Origin of the sequence: Dietzia timorensis, from assembly GCF_001659785.1 — a bacterium.
In the GTDB taxonomy this organism is placed as follows: Bacteria; Actinomycetota; Actinomycetes; order Mycobacteriales; family Mycobacteriaceae; genus Dietzia; species Dietzia timorensis.
In genome coordinates, this window is record NZ_CP015961.1 from 3,511,551 (window position 1) to 3,536,511 (window position 24,961).

At 65.3% G+C, this 24,961-nt stretch carries 21 protein-coding genes; 5 read left to right on the plus strand and 16 right to left on the minus strand.

Going from position 1 to position 24,961, the window contains the following annotated elements; all coding sequences use genetic code 11:
- Positions 1–47 precede the first annotated feature (47 nt).
- Positions 48–1,336 (plus strand): IS3 family transposase gene (locus BJL86_RS16225; RefSeq protein ID WP_156515443.1). Its coding sequence is split into 2 segments (ribosomal slippage): positions 48–321 and positions 321–1,336, totalling 1,290 coding nucleotides; the frame shifts between segments, so codons are not numbered across the junction.
- Positions 1,337–2,216: 880 nt separating this feature from the next.
- Here the strand turns inward: BJL86_RS16225 and dnaB are convergent.
- The 8 genes from dnaB to BJL86_RS16265 form a co-directional block, all read right to left on the minus strand.
- On the minus strand, positions 2,217–4,058 hold the full coding sequence (gene dnaB / locus BJL86_RS16230) for a replicative DNA helicase (protein ID WP_067470787.1): 1,842 nt from the start codon (positions 4,056–4,058) through the stop codon (positions 2,217–2,219).
- A 762-nt stretch (positions 4,059–4,820) separates the two neighbouring features.
- Positions 4,821–5,273 carry a 50S ribosomal protein L9 gene (rplI, locus tag BJL86_RS16235; protein ID WP_067470789.1) on the minus strand — a complete coding sequence of 151 codons (453 nt, stop codon included), beginning with the start codon at positions 5,271–5,273 and terminating at the stop codon, positions 4,821–4,823.
- Between the two features lie 120 nt (positions 5,274–5,393).
- Entirely contained in the window at positions 5,394–5,957 is a 564-nt protein-coding gene (locus BJL86_RS16240) for a single-stranded DNA-binding protein (protein WP_067470791.1), read from the minus strand.
- Between the two features lie 79 nt (positions 5,958–6,036).
- Positions 6,037–6,324, minus strand: coding sequence for a 30S ribosomal protein S6 (gene rpsF, locus BJL86_RS16245; RefSeq protein WP_067470793.1), 288 nt, complete (start codon positions 6,322–6,324; stop codon positions 6,037–6,039).
- A 385-nt stretch (positions 6,325–6,709) separates the two neighbouring features.
- Positions 6,710–6,922, minus strand: coding sequence for a hypothetical protein (locus BJL86_RS16250; RefSeq protein ID WP_067470795.1), 213 nt, complete (start codon positions 6,920–6,922; stop codon positions 6,710–6,712).
- Positions 6,919–8,595, minus strand: a complete 1,677-nt coding sequence (locus BJL86_RS16255) for a glycosyltransferase family 87 protein (protein ID WP_067470797.1) — start codon at positions 8,593–8,595, stop codon at positions 6,919–6,921. The genes BJL86_RS16250 and BJL86_RS16255 overlap by 4 nt, the downstream gene beginning before the upstream one ends.
- A gap of 24 nt (positions 8,596–8,619) precedes the next feature.
- The gene (locus BJL86_RS16260; protein WP_067470799.1) at positions 8,620–10,941 is read right to left on the minus strand and encodes a transglycosylase domain-containing protein; all 2,322 of its coding nucleotides are present in this window, start codon (positions 10,939–10,941) and stop codon (positions 8,620–8,622) included.
- A gap of 184 nt (positions 10,942–11,125) precedes the next feature.
- Entirely contained in the window at positions 11,126–11,581 is a 456-nt protein-coding gene (locus BJL86_RS16265) for a DUF5318 family protein (RefSeq protein WP_067470801.1), read from the minus strand.
- A gap of 248 nt (positions 11,582–11,829) precedes the next feature.
- On the opposite strand from BJL86_RS16265, the gene BJL86_RS16270 reads away from it, so the two are divergent.
- Positions 11,830–12,396 (plus strand): PadR family transcriptional regulator, encoded by a 567-nt coding sequence (locus BJL86_RS16270; protein WP_067470803.1) that lies wholly within the window; start codon positions 11,830–11,832, stop codon positions 12,394–12,396.
- A gap of 20 nt (positions 12,397–12,416) precedes the next feature.
- Positions 12,417–13,505, plus strand: coding sequence for an inositol-3-phosphate synthase (locus BJL86_RS16275; RefSeq protein ID WP_067470806.1), 1,089 nt, complete (start codon positions 12,417–12,419; stop codon positions 13,503–13,505).
- A 356-nt stretch (positions 13,506–13,861) separates the two neighbouring features.
- Here BJL86_RS16275 and BJL86_RS16280 read toward each other — a convergent pair whose 3' ends face one another.
- The 5 genes from BJL86_RS16280 to BJL86_RS16300 form a co-directional block, all read right to left on the minus strand.
- Positions 13,862–15,415, minus strand: a complete 1,554-nt coding sequence (locus BJL86_RS16280; RefSeq protein WP_082908254.1) for a DHA2 family efflux MFS transporter permease subunit — start codon at positions 15,413–15,415, stop codon at positions 13,862–13,864.
- Between the two features lie 127 nt (positions 15,416–15,542).
- Positions 15,543–15,782, minus strand: coding sequence for a hypothetical protein (locus BJL86_RS16285; RefSeq protein WP_067470810.1), 240 nt, complete (start codon positions 15,780–15,782; stop codon positions 15,543–15,545).
- A complete protein-coding gene (locus tag BJL86_RS16290) occupies positions 15,782–16,705 on the minus strand; it encodes a carbohydrate ABC transporter permease (protein WP_082908255.1) in 924 nt (307 codons plus the stop codon). The genes BJL86_RS16285 and BJL86_RS16290 overlap by 1 nt, the downstream gene beginning before the upstream one ends.
- Positions 16,705–17,769, minus strand: a complete 1,065-nt coding sequence (locus tag BJL86_RS16295) for a carbohydrate ABC transporter permease (protein ID WP_082908256.1) — start codon at positions 17,767–17,769, stop codon at positions 16,705–16,707. Before BJL86_RS16295 ends, BJL86_RS16290 begins: the two co-directional genes overlap by 1 nt.
- A 220-nt stretch (positions 17,770–17,989) precedes the next feature.
- Positions 17,990–19,261 (minus strand): ABC transporter substrate-binding protein, encoded by a 1,272-nt coding sequence (locus tag BJL86_RS16300; RefSeq protein ID WP_067470812.1) that lies wholly within the window; start codon positions 19,259–19,261, stop codon positions 17,990–17,992.
- A 422-nt stretch (positions 19,262–19,683) separates the two neighbouring features.
- On the opposite strand from BJL86_RS16300, the gene BJL86_RS16305 reads away from it, so the two are divergent.
- Positions 19,684–21,114 carry a sugar porter family MFS transporter gene (locus tag BJL86_RS16305; protein WP_067470813.1) on the plus strand — a complete coding sequence of 477 codons (1,431 nt, stop codon included), beginning with the start codon at positions 19,684–19,686 and terminating at the stop codon, positions 21,112–21,114.
- 13 nt (positions 21,115–21,127) lie between these two features.
- Here the strand turns inward: BJL86_RS16305 and BJL86_RS16310 are convergent, their stop codons facing one another.
- Together BJL86_RS16310 and BJL86_RS16315 are read right to left on the minus strand one after the other, a co-directional pair.
- Complete coding sequence (locus BJL86_RS16310; RefSeq protein WP_067470815.1) at positions 21,128–21,523, minus strand: tautomerase family protein; 396 nt, start codon at positions 21,521–21,523, stop codon at positions 21,128–21,130.
- A gap of 144 nt (positions 21,524–21,667) precedes the next feature.
- On the minus strand, positions 21,668–23,041 hold the full coding sequence (locus tag BJL86_RS16315; RefSeq protein WP_067470816.1) for a DUF6194 family protein: 1,374 nt from the start codon (positions 23,039–23,041) through the stop codon (positions 21,668–21,670).
- Between the two features lie 119 nt (positions 23,042–23,160).
- Here BJL86_RS16315 and BJL86_RS16320 point away from each other — a divergent pair, with 119 nt between their 5' ends.
- Positions 23,161–23,871 carry a MerR family transcriptional regulator gene (locus tag BJL86_RS16320; RefSeq protein ID WP_067470818.1) on the plus strand — a complete coding sequence of 237 codons (711 nt, stop codon included), beginning with the start codon at positions 23,161–23,163 and terminating at the stop codon, positions 23,869–23,871.
- A 29-nt stretch (positions 23,872–23,900) separates the two neighbouring features.
- Here the strand turns inward: BJL86_RS16320 and BJL86_RS16325 are convergent, their stop codons facing one another.
- The gene (locus BJL86_RS16325; protein WP_067470821.1) at positions 23,901–24,956 is read right to left on the minus strand and encodes an ABC transporter ATP-binding protein; all 1,056 of its coding nucleotides are present in this window, start codon (positions 24,954–24,956) and stop codon (positions 23,901–23,903) included.
- Positions 24,957–24,961 lie beyond the last annotated feature (5 nt).

Here is a 24,961-nt window from a genome sequence, read left to right on the forward strand (position 1 = left end):
GTCCAGGTTTGATGCCGCTGCTGTTTGAGTCCGGAAGGATGGACAGCATGCCGAAGAGTATCGATCCCCAGCTGCGCGCGAGGTGTGTGCGGCTCGTCAGGGAGCACCAGCAGGAGTACCCCACTGTGACCGCTGCAGTCACTGCGGTGGCCCGGCAGGAAGGGGTCTCGCGCGAGTCGGTGAGACGCTGGCTGGCGCAGGCCGAGGTCGACGATGGGGCCCGGCCCGGTATCACCAGCGAGGAGTCTGCCGAGGTCAAACGCCTCAAGTCAGAGAACCGACGGTTGCGCGAGGATAACGAGATCTTGCGACGGGCCTCGATTTTCTTCGCGGGGGAGCCAGGCCCCCGAGGCCGCTGATCTGCGCGTTCATCGACGAGATGAGAGCCGAAGGTTTCGCAGTCGAGTCGATCCTCCGTGTCTTGCGCCAGCAAGGCCTGAGGATTGCTGCACGCACCTACCGATCCTGGAAGCGGCCAGGCCACATTGCTGCCCGAACCGTCACAGACGCCCAGGTCGAGGACAAGATCCGCACCTTCGCCTGGAGGATCAACCCCGTCACCGGGCGGGTCCAGATGACACCGGAGGGCTTGTACGGGCGGCGGAAGTGGGTCGCCCTGCTCCGCCGCCAGGAAGGTCTGGCCGGCACGTCACGGGGCGCGGTGGACCGGGCGATGCGCACCCTCGGACTCGAGGGCGTGCGACGCGTCAAGAAGCTCCGCACGACGATCCCCGACCCGAATGGGAAACGGGCAGCTGACCTGCTCAATCGCGACTTCACTGCCCCTGCGCCGAACCGTGTGTGGGTCACCGACTTCACTTACGTGCGCACCTGGGCAGGATTCGTCTATGTCGCGTTCGTCGTGGACGTGTTTGCCCAGCGGATCGTGGGCTGGCACGCCAGCACGTGCAAGAAGGTCGACCTGGTCATGACTCCGCTGAGGATCGCGCTCTGGCAACGAGATCGAGAGGGAAACCCTGTGTCACCTGGCGATTTGATCCATCACAGCGACGCAGGATCCCAGTACACCGCGATTCGACTGACCGAGCACCTCGCCCTCGAAGGCATCTCCCCGTCAATCGGCACCGTCGGCGACGCCTACGATAACGCGCTCATGGAGACGATCAACGGTCTCTATAAGACCGAGTGTATCCGCACCACCATATTCCACTCAGGGCCGTTCCGGACTCTCGCAGACGTCGAGTTCGCGACCGCCGGCTGGGTCGACTGGTACAACAACCGCCGCCTCCACGGCTCGCTGGGGATGCTTACCCCGGTAGAGTCCGAGGCGCTCCACTACGAGGCCCTCACCCGAGAGCCCGCACCCACAAAGTAGCGGCTGAAAACCCGGGCCGATTCAATGCAAACGAAGCCACGACGCTCGTCTCAACCATCCTCGCTGGCATGGCCCTTGTTGTTGCCGTAGGCAAAGGTAATGCGGCCGCGACAATTTGGACTTTCGCACGGATCGTCCTAGTACTCGCTGCTCTTAGCTGCATCCATATTGGAAAGCGAAACCAGGAAGACGCAAACGCGGTCCTGCACTACCGACTTAACAATGGTCACCCACTACTTGAGACGAAAAGCCCGAACGCCAACAAATGACCACCAACGATGGTGTGCCACCATGATGGGGAGTCTTGACAGTATCCGACGAATTCACTGGTCCGCTGCGCGGGCCGGTTGAAGTGTCACCAAATCGTGGAGCAACTCGTCATTCACTCCTCGGCGCCAAACTCAGTTCGGTTAACGATTCCGTGGAAGTTTCCGTCCTAATTCTTGATCTACTTTGCGTTGCGCCCAGGGTGCTTTCTCGCGGTGTGCACAATCTCCCCTCATACGTATATCGCGCCATATAGGAAATCCGAGGCTGCAAAGCAGCATTCCAAATCGACAAGTTCGCAAGATTCCAATAGAAAATGCACGGCATGCGTAGGTCAATTTCAAAGATGCCGACCAGGTCGGCACCCATGCGAACAGTCCGGGGGCGATGCTTCTCGAACGAGTGAACGACATCGGAAGCATTCTTGGCCTTTAGCAATGCTAGGAGCGGAGCGGCCAGGCTGGTGATTACGAGCTCGACGATACCCCGCTTGTTACCGAAGTCTTGGAAGAAGATGCCTTGGACCGCGCCCACTGTCAAATACTCTGGAATCCACTGCCGCGAGTTCTGGAAACTGCCAACTTGAACTGGAATTCACATTGACAGCGGCAAGCTAGATTCCGCGGGCCATGTCCGTGAAGCGGGAGAAGTGAAGCTGGTGGGCGACCTTCACGGCGCCCGTCGGACCACCGCGGTGCTTGCCGAGAATGATCTCTGCCGAGCCGGCGTCCGGGTGGTCCTGCTCGAAGGCGTCCGGCCGGTGCAGAAGCATGACGATGTCGGCGTCCTGCTCTAGGGAGCCGGACTCACGAAGGTCGGACACCTGAGGCCGCTTGTCCGTACGCTGCTCTGGACCACGGTTGAGCTGCGAGATCGCGATCAGAGGCACGTCGATCTCCTTGGCTAGGAGCTTGAGCGAACGCGAGAATTCCGAGACCTCTTGCTGGCGGGACTCGACCTTTTTGCCCGAGCTCATCAGCTGGAGGTAGTCGACGACGATGAGGCGCAGGTCGTGCTGCTGTTTGAGGCGGCGGGCCTTGGCGCGGATCTCCATCATGGTCATATTCGGCGAATCGTCGATGAACAGCGGGGCGGTCTCGATCTCGCCGAGCCGCTTGGCCATCTGCGCCCAGTCCTCGTCCGACAGCGTTCCGCCGCGCATGTTCGCAAGTTTGACCTTCGCCTCGGCGCTCATCAGTCGCATGACGATCTCGGTGCGGCTCATCTCAAGAGAGAAAACAACGGAGGCGAGTCCGTGTTTGATAGAGGCCGAGCGCATGATGTCGAGGCCGAGTGTCGAGTTGTGCGTGGGGATCGCCGTCTCGCCTGCCAGATACATGTGGTCCGGCGCCTCGACCTCGATGCAGCGAACCGGCACAGACTCGGTGTTGCGGACATCGATGATGAAGCGGGAGGGAACGCCGCGGGCGGGATCCTCCGGGATCTCGACCCCGGACTCGGCGACGAGGAGCATCGTTTCAAGTGCCTTTGTCGTCATCGTCTGGCGGGTGCCACCGAAGATGACCTCCCACTCGTGCTCCGCGTCGGCGACGATCGATGCGCCGTCGGAGAAGATGAGACGGAAGCACGGCCGGTCGTCCCAGATCTCCGAGAGCCCCGTGACCTTGGTTGGGCGGCCATCGGAGGCGAGCACCTCGTCGCCGACCTGGAGCTCGCCTTGGGTGGTGAAGGTGGGAGCGGCGCCGTCAAGAAGCGGTGCCGTGGGGATGGGCGTATCGAGGGCAAGGGCTTTGCCGACACCGGGACGGGCGGCGATGATGACCATCTGTCCGCCGCGCAGGCCGTTGGTGAGCGAATCGAGATCGACGAAACCGGTGGGAACGCCCGCCGAAAGACCGCCGGCCTCCTGGATTTCGTCCATCTCGTCCATCGTCGGCTGGAGGAGCTCGGACAGCGCGACGTAGTCCTCGGACGTGCGGCGCTCGGTGACCTCGAAGATCTCCGCCTGCGCGCGGTCGACGACCTCGTCGACCTCCTGCCCGTCCCCCGAGTAGCCGTACTGCACGATGCGCGTGCCCGCGTCGACGAGGCGCCGCAGCACCGCCTTCTCCGAGACGATGCGCGCGTAGAAGCCGGCATTCGCCGCGGTGGGGACCGTGGATACGAGAGTGTGTAGGTAAGGGGCGCCGCCGGCGCGTTTGAGCTCGCCCTTGCGGTCGAGCTCCGCGGATACCGTGACCGGGTCCGCAGGTTCTCCACGGGCGTAGAGGTCGAGGATGATGTCGTAGACGACTTGGTGCGCGGGCTTGTAGAAGTCGCCCGGGCCGAGCGCCTCGACGACATCCGCGATGGCGTCCTTCGACATGAGCATGCCGCCGAGGACGGACTGCTCGGCGACGAGATCCTGCGGCGGCACGCGGCCGTACTGCTCGCCGCCACCCTCTGCGGGCTCGGACGAGAGGCCGGTCTCGAACCGCTCGAAATCTGCAGGCATTACCGCTTCTCCGTCCGTCGCATTACGCGTTCAAGTCTAGGCGATCCGTTGGCGTCACCGGCGTCTGGATACCACGGCTGTGGAGGCGGATACAACCCATCGACATCACGAGAGCCGAGAGTTATCCACAGGGATTTCCACAATCGCGAGTAACCAGCTGTGGATAGATGTGGACAAACTCACCGTTTCCTCGGCATTTACGGGTGCGCTTGTGGACAAACCGTGGATAAAGCGAAATATTGCCGCTAAAACCGCTGGTCAGAATGTTTTCGCAGGTCAGAGCTAATGTGCATAATTTTATTTGGACTTCGGAAATCTAGCTTGCATTTCCCTGGATTTTACCGTCGAACACGTGGTATGTGATGTAGGCAACACGATGTGAACACCACGTTATCCACAGGTCCTGTGCACACCCGCGTGCCCTGGGGATACACCGATCCGGCGAGCGCGAACACGTTGCAGCACAAGCGAAATACCGCCGCCCACACCGGAAGGTGGTCGACGGAAATTGGCCGCCGCATAGCGTACGGCGAGATGTAGAAGTTGGGCCGGGGGCGAGACCTGATCCGGGCTCGGGACGCGCCGGGCGTCGATGCGATTGGGACGTCCGACGTCATACGTGAATGGGGTTGTGCGTGTGCGCACGGGTGCCGCTGTGCACGATGGTGCGACGCGGGTCGTGACACGGCGGAAAGGGGCACAAAAGTGCCGCGCCCGCTCCCCACCTAAGCGGGAAGCGGGCGCGGCTACTGCGCGAGTGGATTACTCGGCGACGACCTCGACGTTGACGGTCGCGGAGACCTCGTGTCCGAGATCGACGACAGCCTTGTGGTTGCCGGCGTTCTTGATGTGCTCCTTGGGCAGCGTGATGCTGCGCTTGGCGAGCTTCGGGCCGCCCGAGGTCTTGATGGCCTCGGCGACATCCGCGGTGGTGACAGAGCCGAAGAGCTTGCCCGAATCGGAGGTGCGCACGGCGACCTTCACGTTCGCCAGGCCCTCGAGCTGCTGCTTGAGCTCGTTCGCGTGCTCGGCGTCGCGCACCTCGCGCTCGGCCTGGACACGACGAATCGTCTCGATCTGGCGCTCCGCGCCCGGGGAGGCCAGGATGGCCAGCCCACGCGGGAGCAGGAAGTTACGTCCGTAACCGCCCTTGACCTCGACGATGTCGCCCGGCGCACCGAGGTTGTCGACGTCGGCGGTGAGGATCAGCTTCATGATCCTTAACCTTTCTCGCCCCGCCGCCGCTGCTATGCGCGGCACGCGAGGTCAGTACTCAAAGTTGATCGTGCTTGGGGTGTAAGTGCTTCCGGACCGCTAGGTCCGAATCGTGGGCGATCAGAACGGGGGCTCGTCGTCCGCACCGCCGAAGCCGCCGCCCGCCTGCGGGGCGCTGCCCCACGGGTCGTCGCCTGCCGGAGGACGTCCGCCACCTTGCTGACCGCCGCCGTAGCCGCCCTGATTGTCGCCATAGCCGCCGCGGGGCGCTCCGCCCTGCTGGCCGCCGCCCTGGCCTCCTCCGAAGCCGCCGCCCTCGCGCGGAGTGCGCGCGACCTTCGCGGTGGCGTAGCGGAGCGAGGGGCCGACCTCGTCGACCTCGAGCTCGTACACGGTGCGCTTCTCGCCCTCACGGGTTTCGAAGGACCGCTGCTTGAGGCGACCCTGCACCACGACACGCATGCCGCGCTGCAGCGACTCGGCGACGTTCTCCGCCGCCTGGCGCCAGATATTGCACGTAAGGAAGAGGGCTTCGCCGTCCTCCCACTGGCTCGTCTGCGAGTTGAAACGCCGCGGCGTCGAGGCGATACGGAAGTTCGCAACGGCCGCGCCGGACGGGGTGAACCGCAGTTCCGGGTCTGCAACCAGGTTACCAACAACGGTGATGACGGTATCGCCTGCCATATAACTCGCTCCTCGAGGTTTAGCGGAAAGACTCTCCGCGCCCAGATTACGTGCGAAAACGCTCAGGGACTAGGGGGAACTACGCGTCGGTGCGCAGAACCTTCGTGCGCAGGATGGACTCGTTGAGTCCGAGCTGGCGGTCCAGTTCCTTGACCGTGTCGGGCTCGGCCTTGAGCTCGATAACGGCGTAGATGCCTTCGGTCTGCTTGTTGATCTCGTAGGCAAGACGGCGCTTACCCCACACATCGACCTTGTCGACCGAGCCGCCATCCTTGCGAATTACGTTCAGGAACGTATCCAGGGACGGGGCTACGGTGCGCTCGTCGAGACTCGAATCGAGAATGATCATCACTTCGTATTGACGCACGGGACCTCATCACCTCCTATGGTCTATGAGTTTCGGCCGCCGCCCGATTGGCAACGGCAGGAGGGTCGTCGCGTCAGCAACCTTGACAGTTTAGCTTGCTGCCGCTGGGCGCGCCTAATTTGCGCAGGCAGGTGGCTGTGCCAGGGACTGGTGGGCGCCGGCGGGGCGTGACGGCGTCGGTTCTGGCGGAAATCCGTGCGGGCGCGTGCCGCGCCGGCCGGCTTGTCCCGCTGTCCCGGCCCCGACGCGGCCGCTCTTGGGCCCCGCGCCGACAAACCGCAGCGCCAGTCCTCAAACCGCGTTGTCTTGACAACGGTGAAAGGTGACCCGGCGTGCGTTCTGGCAAAGGGGAAGGGAAAGGGCGGACGAGGTGCCGGCGGGTCCGCTAACCGCCGAGGAGCTCGGAGCGTCCGTCGCTCAGTCCCATCGTCAGCGCCGCGATGATCGGCAACACCGTGAGGAACACGATCGCCGCGACGATCCACCCGATCCACGTCTTCTTGTGCCAGCCCATGCGGTAGCCGCCGGCGGCGACAAGGATGCACACGAAACCGAGGAAGATCCCCAGCCACATCAGCAACATCTCGAGGGTGCTCATCGTGAATCGGACTCCTTGTCATCGGACGTGTCGGTCGGTTCGGCGGCGGAAGCCGCGGGGGCGGAGGCACCGGCCGCCGCTCGTACGCGCTGCGGCAAGCGCGGCCGTCCGGCGCGGGGAGCAGCTCCGACGTCAGAGGCGAGGTCGAAGGACGCACGCACCGAGGCCGGCGCATCGGGCTCCGGGGCCAGCGTGCCGAGGAGCGGATCCGCGCCGGGCAGATCGGCGTGCCAGCGGCGCACCCGGTCCCGCGCGGGCCGGTAGATCTCGAAGATGATCGCCGCGCACACGGCCACGACCAGCAGGTTCCGGATGATCACGAGCATGCCAAACCACTCGGGGTTGAGGCCCTTGGCGTCGGTGCCCGCGAAGTACGACATGTGCGCGATCCACAGGAGGGCGTCGAAGATCATCCACGGCAGCAGGATGCGCGCCCGCGGGATCGCGAGCACCGCCAGCGGCACGAGCCACAGCGAATACTGCGGGCTCCACACCTTGTTGGTGAGCAGGAAGAACGCGACGATGAGGAACGCGAGCTGCGCGATACGCGGTGACTTCGGCGCGGTGAGGCCGATCGCGAGGACAGCCACACAGCCGAGCGCGAACAGGACGAGCGAGACCGTGTTGAGGGTCTCGGGGACCGCGCCGGCGGGGTCGAAGCCGTCCCACGACGTCAACGATTGGATGACGGCGTACATCGATTCCGGGTTGGCCGGGCGGTCGGAATTGAGACGGAAGAACTCGCGCCAGCCCGCGGGGAACAGCAGCGCGATGGGCAGGTTGATCGCCGACCACGTGATCGCCGCGACGCACGCCGCCCACGCGATGTCGACGAACTTGCGCGCGCGGATCGCGACGACGAGCAGCGCGCCGAACAGGAACAGCGGGTAGAGCTTCATCGCGACACCGACGCCGATCGCGAAGCCGGCCCAGCGCGGCATCTTCTTCGCCCACAACAGCAGCGCCACCGAGGCCGCGGCGACGGCCATAGCGTCGAAGTTGGTGAAGACCTGGAAGACCACCAGTGGGCTCGCCGCCATGAACAGCGTGTCCCAGGGTCTGCGCCCGGCGCTGTAATACGTGGCCCACACGGCGACGAGCCAGAAGATCGTCATCGTCACCACGAGGATGAGGAAGTATTTGATCACGTCGATCGGCCCCGGCAGAATGCCCGAGCGGTCGAGGTGATCCCATGCGAGTGCGACCTGCGCGCTGCCGTACTGCCACAACCCGGAGATCACCGGATACTCCATGTAGCGCACCTGCTCGGCGCCCGGGTCGCCCTCGGTCCACGAGAACTTGTACGGGAACGCCCCCTGAGACAGGCCCTCGATTCCCCACAGCGGGATCGGGTCCGCGTAGCACGCCTTGTAATACTGGCGGCCGTCCCACATCAGCCCCGGGGCACTGCCGTCCTCGGGGTGGGAGGTCTCCAGGCACGCCGCCTTGGAGAAGAACCCAAAGGCACAGAGGATAACGGCGAACAGCAGGATCACCCGTAGCGGAGTGATCCGCGGCTGCCGCCCGACCACCGCGTGCCTACCCAACGGGCCTCCCCATGCCTGCGCGGCGGGGAGAAACGCGCCGTCGCCTGGACGGGCGCGATCGTCCGGGCCGAGCTCCGCGAGGTCATCTGCGAGCGGGCGCGGGGAGGAAGAGTCTCCGTTGGTCACGTTGGGTAGGTTATCTCACGCCTATCAGCCGCCGGGCGGGGCCGGTTCGGCGGGCGCACCGCCGCCGTCACCGCCGCCTTCGACGCCTAGGCCGTCGAGGAAGTCGTTGACCTGGTCCTGGAAATCCTGCGCCGGGTCGGGGGCCGGGGCGCCGCCGCCACCGGTGTCTCCACCCGTGGGCGCCTGCCCGGTCCCCTCGGCCGGGGCCTGCTGGCTCGGCTGGGAATCGGTATATCCGTAGTCCTGGCCGCCGGTGTAGCTCTGGCCGCCGGTGTAGCTCTGGCCTCCGCCGCTGCTTGTACCGGAGTCGCCCGGCGCGCCGGCCTGGCCACCGATGTAACCCGGGTCTGGGAAGGACTCGTAGTCGGTGCCCGCGAGCGAAGTGTCCATGATGGACTTCCAGATATCGGCCGGGTCCATCGCGCCGAACATCGAGCCGCCCGATCCGCCGCTGTAGAGCGGGACGTTGTCGTCGGTTCCCATCCATACCGCCGTCGAAAGCGACGGCGTCGCGCCGATGAACCAGGCGTCCTTGTTGTTGCCCGTGTCGAGCAGCTGCGCCGTGCCGGACTTGGCCGCCGAGGTGCGGCCGCCGGCGAGCGCATGGTTCCGAGACGCGCCGGCAATGGGCTCCATCGCGGAGATCAGGTTGTTGGCGACATCCTTGTTGACGCGCTGCTCGCCCTCCATGTCGCTGTTGTCGAGCAGCACCTCGCCGTCAGCGGCGACTACCTTCTCCACGAAGTGGGGCTTGTGGTACATGCCCTCGTTGGCGAACGTCGACAGGCCGGTGGCCATATCGAGAACGCGCACCGGGTACTGGCCGAGGATGACGCCCTCGAACGGCGTCTCGCCGCCCTCGGTGAGCGTCTCATCCGGTAGGCCCGGGATCTTCTTGGCGATGCCCGCCATGTGCGCCATGTCCGCGGTGTCCTGCGGGCCGTTGTCGAGCATCGTCTGCAGGCGGATGAACGAGGTGTTGAGCGACTTCTCGAGCGCCGTCGCAATCGAACACGTGCCGCACGACATACCCTCGGAGTTGTTGATCGTGATGTTGCCCGAGGTGACCGGCGCCGAGGAGATCTGCTGGCTCAGCGGGATGCCCTGGTCGAGGGCCGCCGCGAGGCCGAAGATCTTGAAGGTGGAACCGGTCTGCAGCGGGGCGTTGGCGTAGTCCCAGCCTTCGGCCTCGTTGCCGCCGTAGTAGCCGCGGACTGCACCGGACTTCGGGTCCATGGAGACTGCCGCCGCGCGGTTGGCCTCCGGCTGGTAGCTCATCACGTCCTCGACCGAGTCGATGACGTTGTTCTGGATCTCCGGGTCGATCGTGGTGATCACGCGTAGGCCGCGGGTGTTGACCATGTCCTCGGAGATGCCGGAGTTGGCGAGTTCGGCGAGAACCTGGCGTCGAATCGGGCCATTGGATTCGTCGCCGACGTTCTGCTGCAGCGGTGCCGCGTCCTCGACGATCGCCGGGAACTGGGCGCCCTGGCGCTCGTCCGCGGGCAGCGCGCCCATGTCGACCATGCCGTCAAGCACGTAGTTCCAGCGCTGCTCCGCCGCCGGACGGTTGGCGAAAGGATCGAGCGCCGAGGGAGACTGAATCGTCCCGGCTAGCAGAGCGCCCTCGGAGACAGTGAGCGCGGAGACCGGCTTGTTGAAGTACGCCTGCGCGGCGGCGTCGATGCCGTAGGCGCCGCGACCGAAGTAGATGGTGTTGAGGTAGCCCTCGAGGATCTGGTCCTTGGACCACTTCGACGTCATCTTCGCGGAGGTGAGGATCTCCTTCGCCTTGCGCTCGTAGCTCACCTCGTCGCCGACCATCGTGTTCTTCACGTACTGCTGGGTGATCGTCGAACCACCGCCGGCGGTGGACTCGCCGGTGACCTGCCCCATCGCGGCGCGGGCGATGCCGACCGGGTCGAAGCCCTGGTTCGAGTAGAACGTGCGGTCCTCGGCGGCGAGCACGGCGTTGCGCACGTGCACCGGGACATCATCGATCTTGATGATGTTGCGGTTGCCCTCGGGCGGCACGATGCGGCCCATGAGAGTCGAATCGTCCTGCGCGTAGATCTCCGAGACCTGGTTGGTCGACATCGACTCCGGAGTCGGAATGTCCTGGCGCTGGTACATGATGCCGACGATGACGACGGGGATGACGATGAAGATGATCGCCAGAACCGCGAGGGTCGTCAAGACGGGATGCCGACGGAAGAAGCCCTGGTTCGGGTCGCGCTGGGCGGCGCGCTTGCCGCCACGCGGCGACGACGCTTCGCCCGACGACCTGTTCGTCGGCTTGTCCTTGCCGGGTCCGGGGTTGGCCCGACCGGTATTTTCCTGGCCCATGTATTTCTCCTGCTTCGCAGGACGACCCGGTTAGGCCGCCCAATGACGCACACACTGCGAAATGCTGATCGCGCCGAGACGTACGAACAAACGCGGACAACTATTGCGCTGACGATCTATTGTCGCGCAGATCGCGCGCGAGGACCATATTTCCGCGCCGAACGGCGCCGAAGCGGTCCCGCTTCTAGGCCTGGCCGCGCAACGAGTTCGCCCGGCGGATCTTCGCCGACAGGCCCGCCGGCCAGCCCACGTCGTAGCTCTCGACGAGGTGGTTCCACTTGCACGAACGGCACACCTCGACCACGTGCACGGTGAACTCGTCGTGCGTACGCGCGAGTTCGTCGATCTCCTCTGCCGTGCGCGCCGATCCGCTGGCATCCCCGAGCGATTCCTCGTACACCCATTTGACGGTGACCAGGTGTTCCTTGCGGCACACCGGGCACAGCTCGTCGCTGACGTGCCCGTGGAACTCGGCGGCGCGCACGAGGTAGCGGTCCGCGTCGCACACCTCGCCGAGAGTGACCCTGCCCTCTTCGAGGTCCGCGAGTGCGGCACGACGGCGCAGCGAGTAGTCGATCACCCGCTTCGGCGCCGTCGGGTCGAGCTTCACCCCACCCGTATCCGCATGCTGCTCATTCATTGTCTTCGAGATTACGTGTTCTTCCTCACTCGCGGCGCCGCGGGTGAGCGAAAGGGCGCGCGCACATGTTCCACGATATGAGTGACCGACATTACGGAGGGTTATATCGCTTCGATACATCGCAGAGGTGTACGCTGACCAACGCCTCGGATAACTCCGCGCTTCGAACTGCGGAGACCTCTGCGGCGACGAAGCCGGAAACCGGCACAGGGACCCACCAAGCGACATGAGAAGGGAGGCGAGAGCGCATGCTCGATCTCGCTGTTCTCGGTCTGCTCGACGAGGGCCCCATGCACGGATACGAACTGCGCAAACGCCTGTCGGAGGTGTACGGGACCATCAGAACCGTCTCGTTCGGCTCCCTGTATCCGACCCTGCGCAAGCTGCAGGGGGCCGGGTTGATCGAAGCGGCTCCGACGTCATCCAGCGGTAAGTCTCGGGTTCCCACCGCGGGCAGGGGGAAGAACAAGAAGCCGTACCGACTGACCGACGCCGGCCGGACCGAGCTCGCCGAGATGCTCGCGGAGCCGAGCGCGGCGAGTTTCACCGACGACGGCTTCGGCGTGCATCTCGCGCTGTTCGACCGCACTCCCGCGGCCGCGCGCCTGCGGGTTCTCGAGGGGCGCCGGCGCGTTCTCGAGGCCCGGCGCGAGGAGCAGCGCGGCGCCGCGGGAACGGAGCAGCACTCCGAGATCAGCCGCTACACGCGGCAATTCACACTGCTCGGCCTCGAGACGAGCGAACGCGAACTCCGGTGGATCAACGAACTGATCGCCGCTGAACAAACCAGAAATAATCCGTCCCAGAACGCTTGATGAAGGAGACCTACAAAGCTATGGGTAATAATAAGATCCGCGTCGCGATCGTCGGCGTAGGTAACTGTGCATCCTCGCTGGTCCAAGGCGTCGAGTACTACAAGGACGCGTCGCTTACCGACACCGTCCCGGGCCTTATGCACGTGAAGTTCGGCGACTACCACGTTTCCGATGTCGAGTTCGCGGCTGCGTTCGACGTCGACGGCAAGAAGGTCGGCATGGACCTGTCGGAGGCGATCTTCGCCTCGGAGAACAACACCATCAAGATCTCGGACGTGCCGCCGCTCGGAGTGTCGGTACAGCGTGGCCCGACCCTCGACGGCCTCGGCAAGTACTACCGCGAGACCATCGAGGAGTCCACCGCAGAGGCGGTCGACGTGGTCTCCGCGCTTCGCGAGGCCGAGATCGACGTGCTCGTGTCCTACCTTCCGGTGGGCTCGGAAGAGGCCGACAAGTTCTACGCGCAGTGCGCGATCGACGCGGGCGTGGCGTTCGTCAACGCGCTGCCGGTGTTCATCGCCTCCGACCCGGAGTGGGCCGAGAAGTTCCGCAGCGCAGGCGTGCCGATCGTCGGCGACGACATCAAGTCGCAGGTCGGCGCCACGATTACGCACCGCGTGATGGCGAAGCTGTTCGAGGACCGCGGAGTGACCCTCGACCGCACTTACCAGCTCAACGTCGGCGGCAACATGGACTTCAAGAACATGCTCGAGCGTGAGCGCCTCGAGTCCAAGAAGGTCTCGAAGACCCAGGCGGTGACCTCGAACCTCACCGGCGAGCTCGCCGGGAAGATCTCGGACCGCAACGTCCACATCGGCCCGTCCGACCACGTCGAGTGGCTCGACGACCGCAAGTGGGCCTACGTCCGCCTCGAGGGTCGCGCCTTCGGCGACGCTCCGCTCAACCTCGAGTACAAGCTCGAGGTGTGGGACTCCCCGAACTCGGCCGGCATCATCATCGACGCCGTGCGCGCCGCGAAGATCGCCAAGGACCGCGGCATCGGCGGGCCCGTGCTCCCCGCCTCGGCGTACCTGATGAAGTCGCCGCCGGAGCAGATGCACGATGACGTCGCACGTGCCGCTCTCGAGGAGTTCATCATCGGCGCGTAGCCTCGCCGCGCTTCGCGCCTCGGGCTTCAGGTCTCGATGTCGCGCGGACGACATAGGCTGAGGCCAGGCGATTTCTAGGGCCGCATCACCGCGATTTCTCCGGTGGTGCGGCCCTTTCGTCGTCGGCGCGGGCAGGCGAACGGCAATTCAGGTTTGCCTCTCGTCTCCCTGACCTCTGGACGCCACTTTGTATCGTTGAACGCCCTTACGTCCTTCCCTCACTGGCGTTTATCGATACAAAGTGGCGTCCCGACGAATATTCGTCTCCGCCATTGAGCCAGTCATGGTCAGGTGAGAGCGCTGCCGCTGAAGGTACGCCGTCGACAGGGCGATGCCAGCAGCGAGTTACGCGGCCGTCAGTGCGCGGCGGGCGCGCCCTCGGCCGCTGTCGGCTTGTGCTTCGGCGTGAAGAACGCAAGCACGATCACCACGCACATCAGCCCCGCGGCGCCGAATAGCGCGAGGCGGCTGCCGAACTCCGGGTCCGGAGCCGCGCCACCGGAGGCGGACGAGCCGACCGACATCAGCGAGATGAGCACGGCGATGCCCGCGGCGCCGCCGACCTGTTGCAGCGTCGCGAGCAGCGCGGAACCGTGGGAGTACAGCGCCGGCGCGAGGGCCGACAGGCTCGCCGTGAACATCGGCGTGAAGGTCATGGCGAGCCCGGCGCCGGCGAAGAAGTTGATCGCCGCGATGAGAATCCACGACCCTCCCGGCGCGAAGAGTGCCTGCGCCGTCAGGGCAAGTGTTGCGAGGATTGCGCCGGGGACAACGACGACCCGGGCGCCGTGGTTGTCGTAGATTCGGCCGACGAGCGGCCCGAGCAGGCCCATCATCAGCCCGGCGGGCATCAGCGCGCGCCCGGCGTTCTCCGGGGTGTCCCCGTTGGCGACCTGCATGAGCAGCGGCAGGATCATCATGATGCCGAGGAATGCGGCGAAGCCGATCGTCATCAACCCGACGCCGACCGAGAAATCCTTCGACGCGAACGCCGTGACGTCGAGCAGCGGCTCGTGCCCGCCGCGGCGCAGCGAGAGCTGCCGCCACACGAGCACGGCCAGCGCCACGGCGCCGATCACCAGGAGCGACCAGGTCGGCAGCGGCGGCTCGGCCCCCTCGCCGAAGCTCGACAGTCCCCACACGATTCCGCCGAAGCCCAGCACCGACAGCGGTACCGAAAGCATGTCGACACTCTCGCGCGCCGCGCCTCCGCCGCGCGGGATGAGCTTGACCGCGACGAGGGTGACGAGGATCGCCAGCGGCAGCACGATGCCGAAGATCCAGCGCCAACCGAGGTACTTGAGAATCTCGCCGGCGAGGAACGGACCCATCGCGGGCGCGACCGAGATCGCCAGCGACACCGACCCCATCACGCGGCCGCGGTCGGATTCGGGGATCACGTTCATCAGGGTCGTCATCAGCAGCGGGATCATCACCGCCGTACCGAGGGCCTGGATCACGCGTGCGCCAAGCAGGATGCCGAATGTCGGCGCGAACGTCGCGAGCGCGGTGCCCACGACGAAGGTGCTCATCGCCGTCAGCAGCGAGACGCGGGGACCGAAGCGGTCGATGAACCAGCCCGTCAGCGGGATGGCCACGGCCATCGTCAGCATGAACGCGGTGGTCAGCCACTGGGCACTCGACTCGACGACATCGAACTCGTCCATGAGCACGGCGATCGCCGGCGTCATCGTCGTCTCGTTGAGGATGACGATAAACGCGGCCGCCGTGAGCACCCGCACGAGAAGCAGAGCCTGCGCGGGGGTGAGGTCGTGGCGCGCGGACTCGCGGACGGTGTCGCGGTCGCGAGAAACGGCGGCCACCTGCTCGCGAGGCGAATTCGTTGCGCGCGAACCGGACTCATCGTTTGACGGCGGAGTACCGGGGTTGGAACTGAGATCGTTGTGCACCGAGCAAGGGTAGCGGAAGGAGGCACGTTGGTCGCAAGCGTGTGGCGAACCTCATCACAAGGTCGGGGGCACGTGGCGAACGCAGGGCGCGAGGCGCCGGCGGACAGTCCGTCGGCGCACCGGGCGCCTAGTCGTGGCGATTCTTCACCGCGTTGTCCGCGCGCTTCCATGCGCGGTAGGTGTACCAGCCGAGCACGAGGAAGACGAGGAGCACGATCGAGGCGATCGCCGACGGCCGGCCGGTGACGATCAGGACCACGGCGTTGAGCAGCGCCATCACCGCGAAGAACCCGACGAATCCGCCGAGCACCTCGAGCCGCTGCCGCCGGGCGAGCGGATGGGACGAGCCCGCGTTCAGCCCCGCCATCAACTCTTGAGGCCGCCCGACGTCAGACCCGAGACGATGCGGCGCTGGAACACGAGCACCATGATGACGAGTGGGACGGTGACGAGCGCGCCCGCGGCCATGATCGCCGCGTGCGGAGGCGTGTACGGATTGTCGCCGGCGAAGCGGGCGATCGCGACGGTCACGGGCTCGGAGTCGCGGTTCGCCAGCTGGCTGGCCAGCATGTACTCGTTCCACGTCTGGATGAACGCGAGGATCGCGGTGGTGAAGATCGCCGGCGCCGCGAGGGGCAGGATGATCTTGCGGAATGCGGTCGCGCGCGAGGCGCCGTCGACGCGCGCCGCCTCTTCCAGCTCCCACGGCAGGTCGTTGAAGAACGACGTCAGCGTGTAGATGGTCAGTGGCAGCGCGAACGAGATGTTCGGGATGATCAGCGCCCGGTACGTGCCGATCCAGCCCAGATCCGAGAACAGCTGGAACAGCGGGGTCAGCAGCGCCACGCCCGGGAACATGGACGCAGCGAGGATGACGCCGGTCACCACGAATTTCCCGCGGAAATCGATCCGCGCCAGTGCGTAGGCGGCGAGCACGCCGAACACGATCGCGAGGAGTGTCGTCGCCAGCGAGATGAACACCGAGTTGCCGATAGCGGCGAGGAAGTTGTTGCCCGTGGACGTGCCGAGCGCGGTCTTGAAGTTGTCGAGCGTGAAGTGCGAGGGCAGCGGGTTCTGCGAGAACGTGAACGCGTCGTCGCGGAATGCCGTGATCACCATCCAGTAGAAGGGTGCGAGACCCCAGATGAGGATGAACAGCGCGCCGAGGTAGGGACCGAGCTGCCTGAGCGGGTTCGGCTTGGGGGGCTTCACGACACCGTCGTCATCCAGCGATGTGGCCGGCGACCACGATTCCGCTGCCGCGCCGTGGGAGGTATTCGGTGTGCTCATCAGGCCTCCACCTCGTCCTTCTTCTTCGGTCTCTCGGTACTTTCCTCGACCACATTGGCCCCGAGGAACTTCACCATGACGAACGCGACGACGAAGATCAGCAGGAAGATCAGCGTCGACAGGGCGGAGGCGTTGTTCGCGTTGCCGAGGCGGATCTCGTTGACCACGAGCTGCGAGATGGTCGCGGTAGGCGAGTTCGAGTTGCCGGAAATGAGGATTACCGGGAGGTCATACATCCGTAGAGCATCGAGCGTACGGAACAGGATCGCCACCATCAGCGCGGGTTTGACCAGCGGCAAGGTGATGTGGATGAACTGTTGCCAGCGGTTCGCGCCGTCGACGCGCGCCGCCTCGTAGACCCCGCCCGGAATCATCTGCAACCCGGCGAGGATGAGCAGCGCCATGAATGGCGTGGTCTTCCAGATGTCGGCGATGATGACCGCGACCTTCGAGTAGACCGGGTCGGTGGTCCACGAGATCGTCGTCCCAAACAGCGAGTCGAGGATGCCGTTGGCGATGCCGCGGTCGGCGAAGATGAACGCCCACAGCTTCGCGGTGACGGCGGTGGGGATGGCCCACGGGACGAGAACCGCGGCGCGCAGCAGGGCGCGGCCCCAGATGTTCTTGCCCATGATCACGGCCATCCAGAAGCCGAGGATCGTCTCGATCGTCACGGTCACGATCGTGAACAGCGCGGTGTTGCGCACGGCCGGCCAGAAGTCGGTGGCCGAGGAGCCCGGCGCACAGGTCTGTGTCGCGCCGGTGGGGGTCGTGCAGGACTGGGTGATCCAGTACAGGTAGTGCTGCAGGCCGGCGAAGCCGCCGGTCACGAAGCGTCCGGTCTCCGGGTCGAGTTGCCGGTCGGCGAGGAAGGACAGGTACACCGCGCGGGTGATCGGGTAGCCGATGATGATGGCAAGCAGGATGATCGCCGGACCCACGAAGAGGACGGGGCGCCAGTCGAACTTCTTCTTCGGCGCGGGAATCGGGCCGTCCGCGCCGGACCTGACGCCGCTTTCGGGGCTCGGATACTTCTCCGACTCCCCTGTCTGCGTTGTGCTCATAGGTGCTCCGTGCCTCTTCGCTTATGTCCGTCCGCCGCATCAGGCGGGCGCACCGCGCCCCCGGTGATCGGTTCGATTGAAGGTCGAGCCGAGCCGGGGGCAGCGGTAAGTGGTTCCGGCAGAGCGGGTTACGCCCCGCCGGGATTCTACTGTGCACCACGACACAGGATCTAGAGTCGGCGCGGAAAAACCTTTCCCGCGCCGGCGGCGGGCCGCAAGACTAGCCGGTGGCCTGCGTAATCGCATCGGACATGTTCGACAGCGCCTGGTCGACCGGCGCCTCGTCCTTGATCGCGGCCCAGGTGTTGTCCTGGATCGCCTTGGACACGCCCGGGTAGAACGGGGTGACCGGACGCGGCTGGGCGTTGTCGAGCGCCGCCTTGAGCGCCTCCATGTACGGGTACTGCTCCTGCACGGACTCGTCGTCGTAGATCGACGCGAGTACCGGCGGGAAGGACTGGTCGGCGAAGCCGCGCTGGACGTCCTCGGAGATCACGTAGGACAGGAAGTCCTTGGCCGTGGCCTTGTTCGGGGAGTTCACGTTGATCGCGTCGTTGTAGCCGCCGAGCGTCGAGGCGCCGGCGCCGTCCTTGCCGACGATCGGCGCGACGTCGAAGTTGTCCTTCACCGTCGAGGAGTCCTCGGTCTTGGCGGAGTCGTACATGTACGGCCAGTTGTAGGAGAACAGCGTCTCGCCGGCGAGGAACGCCTGCGCGGTCTCTTCCTCGGTGAAGCTGTCGCTGCGCTTGGCGATCACGTCGTCCTTGTAGCCGTCGACCAGGGCGGTGAAGCCCTCGACGGAGTTCGGGTCGTCGAGGGTCGGCGTGGTGCCGTCCTCGCCGACCACGGTTCCGCCCCAGCCCTGCATGAACTGGGTTGCGGCGACCGAGAGGCCCTCGTACTGGCTCAGCTGCATGTCGAGGCAGTCGACGTCGGCCTCCTCGGCCGCGGAGCATGCTTCCTTCAGCTCGTCCCAGTTCGTCGGCGCCGCGTCGACGAGGTCGGTGCGGTAGTAGAGGAGCTGGGCGTTGGTGTTCTGCGGAACCGCGAACACGGTGCCGTTGTAGGTGGCCGACTCGACCGGGGCGTCGAGCACACCCGACAGGTCCGGGGCGCCCTCGCCCTCGATCGGCTCGATCCAGCCGTTCGCCGCGAACTGCGCGGTGTCGGTCACGTCGAGCGCGAACACGTCGTAGTCCGTGCCGCCGGCCTGCAGCGATTGCACGAGGGTCTCGCGCTGCCCGTCCTGCTCGGCGGGAAGCTCGACGAGTTCGACCTGCTCGTCGGGGTGATCCGCATTCCACGAATCGATGACGGGCTTGAGCTTGTCGGTGTCGTTGCTGCCCATGGCGAAGGTGATGTTGCCGCGGCCATCGCCTCCGCCGTCGCCCGTGCTGTTGCCGCCCTCTTCTTCAGAGCTGCATGCAGCAAGGGTCAGCGCGACGGCGCCCGCGAGCGCCGCCGTCTTGGTGAGCTTGCCGAAAGAAGTCATGTACCTTCCGCTCCTTATCGCAGTTTTGGTACCTGTGAGCGCCCGCGAACGCCACTTGAGGACAACGCCGGCGAGAGACGTGGGCCGAGACCCGATGTTTCTACGTGCACACTTGTGCCCAGGCTCACATGGTCCCACTGAGCTTATCGCAGCCTGAAAACATCATCGACGTTTATCCCCAAAACAACACCGAGAACTTTTCTCACTCCTCCGGTACCCAGCGTTTTTATTCGCCCAGGTGGGCGTGGACCTTTTATTTATGACGCCGGACGCAGCGCTATCTGAGCCGGCGTCGCACCCGGCGACCCCAGCCCGAGCGGCCCCATCGGCTCCTCGATCCCCCGGCATTCGGACTTTTGTGGGTGCTAACGTTTCCTCAACCGCGGCCGTACCCCGGCCGCCGCGTCGCAGGGAGTGCATCGATGAGCGAAGGCCATCAGGCCACCGGCAACAGCGCCGGCGGCACCGGAGAATCGGACGAGGACTTCTACGTCGGTAGAGCACTGATGCTCGCCACCGTCGCCGCTCTCGGCGGCTTCCTCTTCGGCTTCGACACCGCTGTCATCAACGGCACGGTGACTGCCGTACGGGAGCAGTTCGATCTGAGCTCGGGCGTCATCGGTTTCGTCGTCTCTTCCGCCCTGCTCGGCTGCGTCGTCGGCGCATTTATCGCCGGCCGTCTCGCCGACCGCATCGGCCGCGTCCGGGTCATGGAGATCGCCGCCGTCCTGTTCTTCGTCAGTTCCATCGGCTCGGCGCTCGCATTCGGCCCGATCGATCTGACGATCTGGCGCGTCATCGGTGGCCTCGGCGTGGGCGCCGCCTCGGTCATCGCGCCGGCCTACATCGCCGAGATCGCGCCGGCCTCGATCCGCGGGCGACTCGGCTCGCTGCAGCAGCTCGCCATCGTGCTCGGCATCTTCGTCGCGCTCCTCACCAATGCGTGGCTCGCGGGCGTCGCCGGCGGCGCAGCCGAGGAACTGTGGCTCGGTCTCGACGCGTGGCGCTGGATGTTCGGAATCGAGATCATCCCCGCCATCGCCTACGGGGTGCTCGCCACGACGATCCCGGAATCGCCTCGCTACCTCGTTCAGGTCGGCCGCACCGACGAGGCCCGGGATACGCTCGCGGGCATCCTCAAGACGGGTATCGACGACCGGATCCGCGAGATCGGCACCACCATCAAGCGCGAAACGAAGTCGAGCTTCGCCGACCTCAAGGGCCCGGCGCTCGGTCTCCTCCCGATCGTGTGGATCGGTGTTCTGCTGTCGGTGTTCCAACAGTTCGTCGGCATCAATGTCATCTTCTACTACTCGTCGACGCTGTGGCTGTCCGTCGGATTCGACGAGGACACCGCCCTGGCGCAGTCCGTCATCACCTCGGTGACCAACATCGTGGTCACGCTCATCGCGATCGGCCTCATCGACAAGATCGGCCGCCGAAAGCTCCTTGCCATCGGCTCGACGGGCATGCTCATCTGCCTGGGCACGCTTGCGTGGATCTTCGCGAGCGCCCCACTCGTCGACGGCGAGCCGGCGCTCGGCGACACCCAGGGCGTCATCGCGCTCATCGCCGCCAACGGTTTCGTCGTCTTCTTCGGGGTTTCCTGGGGCCCGGCAGTCTGGGTCCTGCTCGGAGAGATGTTCAACAACCGCGTCCGCGGCGCCGCGCTCGGCCTCGCCGCTTCGGTGCAGTGGATCGCGAACTTCGGTGTGTCCGCCACGTTCCCGGGTCTCGCCGACATCAGCCTCGGCGTTCCCTACGGGCTCTACACACTGTTCGCGCTGCTGTCGCTGGTTTTCGTGCTCAAGTACGTGCCCGAGACGAAGGGCAAGCAGCTTGAGGACATGTAGTTCGAGCGCCGGCTCACACGTCGACTTGGAATCCGAGATCGATGTCGGAGGCTGCATGGCCTCCACGGATACCCCAGTTCCTCGCCGGTAGATCGCGCACGATGATGGTCACGTGGTCTTTGGGGATGCCCAATGCCTCAAACCTCGTGACGATCTCCGTGTAGAGAGCGCGCTTCGCATCAACCGATCGACCTTCGAAGCAGTCGACCGTCACCAACGTGTAGCGGTCGGGCTGTTCGAGCGTCGGGCTCGTTGCCATGCGGTGCGGAAGGTTCACGTGCAGTCGGACGTGACGGTCTTCGGGCGGAATGCGGAACGCCGCGATCAGCGAAGCCTGGACGGCGTCGATGATTGCGACTTCCTCGTCGGCGGAGTTCTCCCGACGAATCTCGATAGATGTTGAGGGCATGCCTTACGTTATCAGCGCCTCATTACCTATTTCGGTTGTCTGAGCGGGTTCGTTGGCGTTGGTAGATCGTTCGGCCCGAACAATTCCGCCGACGGGAAGAGTCATCTTCACCGAAACTCTTCGATATCTCGCACCGAGGGATTGTCAGCGCTTTCCACGTTCTGCCGCCGCCCTGGCGAGCGCCTCGATCTGCACTTGCTGGGCCGCGGGTGGATTGATGATCCGGATCCAGCCAGATTTGGCGTATTGAGGGTGCGGCAACGGCGTTGCTTCGGCGGCCGGGTTCAATCGGACGACGTGCTGCGATGTCTCGGATGGCGGAAATCCTAGGAGGCCTTCGAAGTACTGCGCTCCGACATGGAGATTCAGCGCGAACGTATCTGGACGATCCAGATCCGAATCCTCATCAAAGCCGGGGTAATTCTTGGTCACGATCGTCGCGAACGGCATGCGACTTTGTGGACCATCACCTCTCGGCTGGTTCGTGAAGAAGGTGTCGCCCCATGCGATTTCTGGCGCACCTGTCTCCGGCCCCGCGAGTTCGGCGGCGACGTCCGGGATTCCTCCGATCATCTCTCGAAGCCGCTCCTGCGTGAGTACCTCGCCGCGCTTTCCTCCCGGTACGTGGAGGACGGCGTCGGACGCGACCATGACCGTGCGCGGATCCAGCGGTCCGAGTGCCATCGCCGGGGTGAGGTCGTCGCGCATGCGAAGTGTGTGCTCGCTCGAGCCGAGGACTCTGCCGAGCGCCTCGTGGTCGAACACCTGCGGGCCAGCGTCGATGCATTGCCGATTGAGCGCATCCTCGATCGAGTCCGCTGGAGGGGCCTGAACCCCGCGGGCAGGTGAGCTCCCACATGAGGTGACGATCGAGACGTAGTCGCCTTCGTGGCGTCTAGCGAGAATTGATCCGGCCGTTTCCCACTGGATCCTTTGCGGCCCAAGCTGCATCGACGACGTGGCGATCTGGATGTGGGCGTTGTGCGCGTACGCCATAACCCGCCCGCGACCTCCGACGCTCTCGACTAGAGCGCCAAGGTTGTTGGCCATCTTGTTCGAGCGTTCCCTCATGCGCATTTCGGCTCGCTCGGCCGAGGCATAGTCCTCCGCCGAAAGCTCCATCGCGGCGTCGAAGCCGGTGCACCGGAGCAGCTCATCAGCCGGACGGTGAGAATTGATGCGGCGCATCTGCGTGAGCAGTTCGCGATTTCCATCGAAGCGGCCGAACCCGTGGCTGAACCCCTCGGCGAGCACGTGGCCGAGGTCGTCGACGGCTCCGCGCACGTAGCTATCGACGAGCTCTGCGCGCTCGGCATCGATTTCCAACGCGATTACGGTGAAGCCTTCGCGTTCCGCGAGAGACAAGAACAATCGGTTTCGGATCGACAGGAATGTGTCGTCGCCGTGAGTAGGTTCTCCCAGCGCGAGAAGGCGCGGAAAGGTCTTCGCTGACCTGAGCAACCGGGCCACGGCGGTTTCGAGTTGTCGGTCGGACGGAGAATCGGTGTCGTTATTCACCTCTTCTACTGTAAATCTGAAGAACCCGGTGAACTTTTTGCCGCAAATACCCAGGAGCTCCGATGTCAAACTTAAACTGGTGGAGTATTTGACCTTCGGGCCGCGTGGTGGAGGTTGCGATGAGGCCGATCGATTTGGCGCGTCCGTACGGCTTGTCGAGCCAGGCGATTCGCACGTACGAGGACCGCGGGATCATCCCTGCCGCGTACCGCACCGACGGCGGGCATCGCCGCTACGGCGAGCGCCACCGGCTGGCGCTCGCGGCGTTTCGAGAGTCGGCGCCCGCACTCGGCCACGAGTTCAGCGCGACCGTGGTCCAGTCGGCCCACCTCGGCGAATACGACCACGTGTTGGATCTTCTCGCGCACGCGAACACCCGGCTCGCCGACGATCGCGCTGCGCTCAGGCTGGTCACGTCCGCCGTGCATTCCCACTCGCCCACCGAACAGTCGCGCCTGACCGTGTCCCGGCCGGTGCCGATCGGAGTTATCGCCCACCGGATAGGGGTCCAACCTGCCACTATTCGGGCGTGGGAGGCGGCGAGGATTCTCGCTCCCAGACGTGATCGGCGCACGGGTCACCGCGTGTATGACTCCGACGACCTGCGCGACGCGCACCTTGCCAGGCAGCTCAGGCGCGGCCACCGCTCGCTGGAAGAAATCGCGACGATTGTTGCCGAGCTTCGCGAACACAGAACTCAGGAGCACCTGGAGCAGGCGCTGGCCGAGTGGCGAGACGCGGCTCGTGCGAGAGGCCGCGCGCTCCTGCGTGGCACTGCGGCCATCGACCGGCTGATCGAACACGATGCGGACGTAGATCGCGACGATTGAAGCTCGATCGCGTATGACGTCGGAGTACGTCAGCGCAGGCGGGCGCCGCTTTCGCGATCGAAGAAACGCACCGAATCCTCGCGGGCGGCGAGCGTGACCCGGTCCCCCTTCGACCACGGATCATCGGTAACACCGCGGAATACGATCGGAGTTCCCTCTGCCGTACGGGTGTGCACGTAGGAATCGGCGCCGAGTTCCTCGACGAGCTCGACGACCGCGTCGAGACCCGCGCCGTCCGACGTCGGGCTGAGGTGTTCCGGGCGGACGCCGACGGTGACCTCCGCACCGGCTCCGGATGGGGCGGTCGCCTGCACACCGGGCACGTCGACGCGGCCATCGCGCACGGGGACCGGGAAGAGGTTCATCGCCGGCGAACCGATGAACCCGGCGACGAAAGCATTCGCGGGATCGTTGTAGAGCTTCTTCGGGGTGTCGACCTGCTGGAGCCGGCCCTTATCGAGGACGGCGACGCGGTCGCCCATCGTCATGGCCTCGACCTGGTCGTGGGTGACGTAGATCGTGGTGGTTCCGAGCTCGCGCTGCAGCGTCGCGATCTGGGTGCGCGTGGCGACGCGAAGCTTCGCGTCGAGGTTCGATAGCGGCTCGTCCATGAGGAACACCTGCGGGTCCCGGACAATCGCGCGACCCATCGCCACACGCTGGCGCTGGCCGCCGGAGAGCTCCTTCGGCTTGCGGTCGAGGAACTCGGTGAGATCGAGCATCTCCGCGGCCTTCTGCACCCGCTCGGCGACCTCGTCCTTCGGCCGGCGCTTGAGGTCGAGCGCGAACGCCATGTTCTTGCGCACCGAGTAGTGCGGGTAGAGCGCGTAGTTCTGGAACACCATCGCGATATCGCGATCGCGCGGCTGCATGCCCGTGACGTCGTGGTCTCCGATGATGATGCGCCCGGCGGCGGTCGGCTCGAGCCCCGCGAGCGAACGCAGCGTCGTCGACTTGCCGCAGCCTGACGGCCCGACGAGCACGAGGAACTCCCCGTCGGCAATATCGAGATTCAGCCGGTCCACGCTGGGGCGGTCGGCGCCCGGATAAACGATGGACACATTGTCGAAGACCACTTTGGCCATGGGTT